This is a genomic window from Paenibacillus sp. GbtcB18, assembly GCF_019091125.1.
Classification (GTDB): domain Bacteria; phylum Bacillota; class Bacilli; order Paenibacillales; family NBRC-103111; genus Paenibacillus_F; species Paenibacillus_F chitinolyticus.
In genome coordinates this window covers 1-5,538 of the sequence record NZ_JAGXJX010000030.1, presented here as the reverse complement: position 1 = coordinate 5,538, position 5,538 = coordinate 1, and the positions used below count along the sequence as shown (strand labels likewise).

Below are 5,538 nucleotides of genomic sequence, written 5' to 3'. Positions count from 1 at the left end.
CGAGGATCAATGGAATCAACTTGCCGACGTATCCGTTCTCGAAAGAAAAGTATTGGGTGGAGAGAAAGGAAAAAGGCGGGAAGGATACTCCTGTATACCAAGGTCAGAGTACGGTTATCCATCCGTTGCTTCAGCCAAATTCGGAAGTTGAATTCGTTTACAGCAACAAAATCAATAAACCAAGTGGCATTAAATTGAATCAATTAGTAAGCACGGATGCTCAAGCGGTTACTTCTAAATCAGCAGTATCTAATAGTTCTCCTGTCGAGTCATGCACACTTGTAAATAATGACACTTTAATTCCAACACCTTTGGATCAAAAAGATGATGCGACGGACTTGATTGCCGAGAAAATAATGACTGAGGAAGTAATTGCAACTTTGGCAGAAGTATTACAACTGAATTTAAGCGATATGGATAGAAACAAGAAATTTATCGAGATGGGGCTTGACTCTATCTTAGGTGTTGAATGGGTGAGATCAATCAACAAAAAGTATGGAATTTCAATTCCAGTAACCAAAGTTTACGATTATCCAACCATTACTGAATTTTCCGGATACTTAATGAGGGAGGTGCTGAAATCTAAAAAAGATAATAGTTCAAGTCCGTTCATTGATGATACCGAGTTAACTTCATCATCCATAGTTTTGAATGATGTAAAATCAAAAAAAACCAGCGCTTCATTATCTGAATTGCAGGAGGATCTGTTACAAAGCCTTGCTGAATCTTTATACCTATCGCAACAAGAAATTGATCCGGATAAAAGGTTTATTGATATGGGATTGGACTCTATTATCGGTGTCGAATGGGTGAGAACTATGAACAAAAAGTATGGAGTATCCATTCCTGTGACTAAGGTATATGACTATCCTACGATTCGAGAGTTTAGCATGTTTTTAGAAAAAGAATTGAGTAATAGTAATGAGAAAGAGTGTGTGGATAACTCGTCATTATCAATTCGAGAAACACTGGAGCAAGTACTGCATAAAAAAATGAGTATTGAAGAAGCAAATCAAATCATTTTTAGAGAATTAAAGGAGGAGTAAAAAATGTTGAAAAAGGATATTTTTGATTTAATTGTAAAACACACGATCGAGGTGATTCCAGAATTAGAGGGTCATGAATTTGCACCAAGTGATAAATTGAGTGACCTAGGAGCAAACTCAATAGATCGTTCAGAGATTATTACCCTGACACTAGAGACCTTATCGTTTAAAATTCCGCGGATAGAATTGGCAGCAGCTAAAAATATCGGGGAACTAGCCGAGGTGATCTATGGCAAATTATGCTGAATCTGATGTTGTCATAACGGGTCTTGGTATTACTTCTGCGATCGGGCAGGGAAAAAATGATTTTTTCTCTGCCCTAGTAAAAGGGCAAACATCTTTTGGCATTATGAAGCGCCCCGGTCGGCAGAATGGTACTTCATTTATTGGAGCAGAAATTAATAATTTACGTTCCGTGGATAGTCTCTCATCAAAACGGGCTTATCGAACGGCGTCATTTTCAAGTCAAGTTGGTTTGGTTACATTGCATGAAGCATGGTCCGAAGCAAGATTATATGAAGTGGAGCCAGATCGTATCGGTTTCATCGTCGGGGGCTCCAACTTTCAGCAACGGGAAATGCTAAATCTTTATGATAAATATGGTCAACAACCAGATTACATCACACCAACATACGGATTTTCTTTTATGGATAGTGATTTATGCGGGCTTTGTACGGAAGAGTTTGGAATACGAGGGATGGCATTTACTATAGGAGGTGCTTCTGCAAGTGGTCAATTGGCAGTAATACAAGCCATTCAAGCGATTAATTCAGGACAAGTGGACACTTGTATTGTCATGGGTGCCCTGATGGATCTCTCTTACTTGGAATGTCAGGCATTGAGATCACTAGGAGCAATGGGATCAGATAAATATAACAGAGATCCAGATAAGGCATGCCGTCCATTTGATTTGGATAGAGACGGATTTATTTTTGGCGAATCTTGCGGTGTAATCATAATCGAAAAGGCTGTTAGCGCCCAAAAGCGCTGTGTTACCCCATATGCAAAAATCAGGGGATGGGCTGTGGGAGGGGATGGTAACCGAAATCCTAATCCTTCTTATGAAGGAGAGAAAAGAGTGATAAAACAAGCATTGGAAATAGGCCGGCTTTCTCCAGATCAGATAGATTATATTAAGCCTCACGGGACCGGATCTCTAATAGGGGACGAAATTGAATTAAAAGCAATTAAAGATTTTGAGTTTTCAAATGCTTATATCAATACAACAAAATCAATTATTGGACATGGATTAAGTGCGGCAGGTGCTGTAGAAATAATTGCAACTGTTTTACAAATGGAAAAATCAACACTCCATCCTTCAAGAAATTTAATAAACCCAATAGATACTAGCTTAAATTGGATTAGGGACAAATCAATCTCTACGAATATTCAAACTGCTATTTGTTTAAGCATGGGTTTTGGTGGTGTGAATACAGCATTGTGTCTAGAAAATCTTCATTAGTATATCGGAGGGATAAACATGGTTCAAGTTGGAATTGAAGCAATGAACGTTTTTGGCGGTACAGCTTATCTGGATGTACTGGAATTAGCAAAGCACCGTAATTTGGATACGGCCAGATTTGAAAATTTGTTAGTGACAGAAAAGGCAGTGGCTCTTCCGTTCGAGGACCCAATTACTTATGGGGTTAATGCTGCTAAACCTATTGTAGATGCACTCTCTCAAGCTGAAAAAGATCGAATAGAAATGTTGATCACCTGTACCGAATCAGGCATAGATTTTGGAAAGTCGATAAGCACTTATATTCATCATTATTTAGGGTTAAATAGGAATTGTAGACTGTTTGAGATTAAGCAAGCCTGTTACTCAGGGACAGCGGGATTGCAAACAGCTATCAATTTCATTCTTTCTCAATCATCACCAGGGGCAAAGGCGTTAGTAATAGCAACCGACATTACAAGATTTATTGCTGCAGAAGCGGGAGAAGTGTTGAGTGCTGATTGGTCGTTTGCAGAACCTACCGCGGGTGCTGGAGCTGTGGCGGTTTTAGTGAGTGAAACACCGTATGTATTTCAAATTGATGTGGGGGCAAATGGGTATTATGGATATGAGGTAATGGATACCTGTCGGCCTGCTCCTGATATTGAAGCCGGAGATTCTGACTTATCTTTATCATCGTATCTGGATTGTTATGAACAGTCGTTCTATGAGTATCAAAATAGGGTAGCCGATGTAGATTATAAAGACACATTTCAATACTTAGCCTTTCACACTCCTTTTGGAGGCATGATTAAAGGAGCCCATCGTAGTATGATGAGAAAATTGTATAGAGCAAAGCCTCAAGAAATTGAGGAAGACTTCAAAGCACGTGTCGTGCCTGGTTTAACCTATTGCCAACGTGTCGGGAATGTGATGGGAGCAACTTCTTTGGTTTCATTAGCGAGTACAATCGATAACGGTGATTTCAAAACTCCCAAGAGAATAGGGTGTTATTCCTATGGTTCAGGCTGTTGCTCGGAATTTTATAGTGGCGTCGCAACGATTCAAGGGCAAGAATATCAGCGGAAATTTAGAATAACTAATAGGCTGAACGAACGTTTTAAATTAACCATGCACCAGTATGATACCTTGCTTCGTGATAATATTTTCGTGAAATTTGGTACTAGGAATGTGGTTATAGATTCGGATATGTTCTCAGATGTAATTCGCTCGATTGAGGGAAAACAACACTTAATTTTGGATAGAATTCATGAATTTCATCGCGAATACAGGTGGTTATAATGGAGTTCCAGACCATAGAAGTTCGTTTCCAAGATCCAATTTGTTTCATAAAGTTTAATCGAAATCAAGATAAAAATACGATAACAGATCAATTGATTGAGGAATTTTCCCATGTCTTGCAGATGTGCGAAAAAGATGTGACGGTCGTAGTGATTGAAGGATCATCGGAATATTTTTGTTTTGGCGCAGATTTCAAAGGAGTCGAGTCCAGTATTAAAAACCCTGAGCCCTTATATGAATTGTGGCTCAGAATAGCTTCAGGACCCTACATTGCGATTGCTCATGTCCAAGGAAGAGTTAATGCAGGTGGTGTTGGTTTTGTCGCCGCTTGCGATATTGTAATTGCAAATGAAACGGCTCTATTCAGTTTATCTGAACTCATATTCGGCCTACTGCCCGCCTGTGTACTGCCTTTTTTGATTAGAAGAGTAGGATTTCAAAAAGCTAATTACATGACTTTAATGACACACCCAATCACAGTCCAACAAGCCCATACGTGGAATTTAGTGGATGCATATGAGAGCCAAAGCGCTGTTTTATTAAGGAAACATTTACTTCGTTTAAAACATCTTTCCAAAACCGGAGTTCAAAGATATAAAAGGTACTCAACTGAATTATATGATGCATTACATACGTGCAAACCATTAGCTATCAAAGCTAACCAAGAAGTGTTTTCAGATTCGGGTAATCTTGAGCTTCTTAATCGTTTTATTGAAAAGGGCCTTTTTCCGTGGGAGGTAGAATAACATTTTAAGTCATTACCAATGAAATTTAGTTACGATTACCGGTCACCCAAAAGCTTAGAGCGTGAGGTGTTTGTTTGATGTCTGTGGTAGATTTGTGTGAGATAGAACAAGGAATCGTTCAGATAAGAATGCAAGACATATTGCACAAAAATACATTGTCTACAGAATTAATTAAAGATTTGTTCCAATCATTTGAAACAATAAAAGAAAATACGAAATACAAAGTAGTTATTTTAACTGGTTATGAAGATTGCTTTGCGTCCGCAACCACCGTGGAGAGTTCCTTAACTTCTGGTTGTAATGACAAAAATAATATCATTTCAGCATGGTTTAAATGCCTTGCATTGGAGTGCGATATTCCAGTTATTGCGGCGATGCAGGGTCATGGCAGTGGTGACGGTTTCACCATGGGCCTGCTTGCTGACTTTGTAATCCTAAGTCGCGAAAGTACTTATACTACGAGCAGCATGAAAGAGGGCTTCACTCCGGGGTGGGACGCAAGTTTTCTATTACGCGGGAAATTGGGCATTAGTTTATCCCAGGAACTATTGATCGGAGGGAGAGTTTATCGGGGGGCGGATCTAGAAAGGAGGAGAATTCCCTTTCCGGTTTTACCGAGACATGAGGTCATGAATTATGCCTATAAATTGGCACGACAAATTTCCGAAATGCCAAGGGCCTCCCTAGTCACATTAAAAGAACACTTAGTTTCAAGGATAAAAAAAGAGCTGGTTTTAGTGTTTGAACAAGAAGGGATTTTGCTAGAAAAAACAATCCTTCAAGAAGAGGTAAAGAAGAGTGAACGCTTGTTGTTGCAGGAAAGAGACATTAGTTTGCTTGAATGGGGAGAAAGAAATACAGGTAAACCAAACGAATCACCTCAAGAGCCACAACAATTAACGAAGCTGCAACTTTCATTTTTGCCTAACCAACTAGGAAATCCGATATTTCAAGAACGATATAACTGTAAGTGGAACTATTATGCAGGTTCGATGTACAGCGGGGT

5 protein-coding genes and 1 pseudogene are annotated in these 5,538 nt (G+C 39.2%); all 6 read left to right on the top strand.

Features of this window, described 5'->3' with window-relative positions:
- Positions 1–1,046, top strand: a 1,046-nt coding sequence (locus tag KVT34_RS29100; protein WP_217563171.1) for an acyl carrier protein, incomplete at its 5' end; no start/stop codon positions are given.
- Between the two features lie 3 nt (positions 1,047–1,049).
- The gene (locus tag KVT34_RS29095; RefSeq protein ID WP_217563170.1) at positions 1,050–1,292 is read left to right on the top strand and encodes an acyl carrier protein; all 243 of its coding nucleotides are present in this window, start codon (positions 1,050–1,052) and stop codon (positions 1,290–1,292) included.
- Positions 1,276–2,508 (top strand): beta-ketoacyl synthase N-terminal-like domain-containing protein, encoded by a 1,233-nt coding sequence (locus KVT34_RS29090; RefSeq protein ID WP_217563169.1) that lies wholly within the window; start codon positions 1,276–1,278, stop codon positions 2,506–2,508. The genes KVT34_RS29095 and KVT34_RS29090 overlap by 17 nt, the downstream gene beginning before the upstream one ends.
- A gap of 18 nt (positions 2,509–2,526) precedes the next feature.
- Entirely contained in the window at positions 2,527–3,786 is a 1,260-nt protein-coding gene (locus KVT34_RS29085; protein ID WP_217563168.1) for a hydroxymethylglutaryl-CoA synthase family protein, read from the top strand.
- Positions 3,786–4,532, top strand: a complete 747-nt coding sequence (locus KVT34_RS29080; protein ID WP_217563167.1) for an enoyl-CoA hydratase/isomerase — start codon at positions 3,786–3,788, stop codon at positions 4,530–4,532. The genes KVT34_RS29085 and KVT34_RS29080 overlap by 1 nt, the downstream gene beginning before the upstream one ends.
- A gap of 77 nt (positions 4,533–4,609) precedes the next feature.
- A pseudogene (locus KVT34_RS29075) lies at positions 4,610–5,326 on the top strand (polyketide synthase); the annotation flags it as partial.
- Positions 5,327–5,538 lie beyond the last annotated feature (212 nt).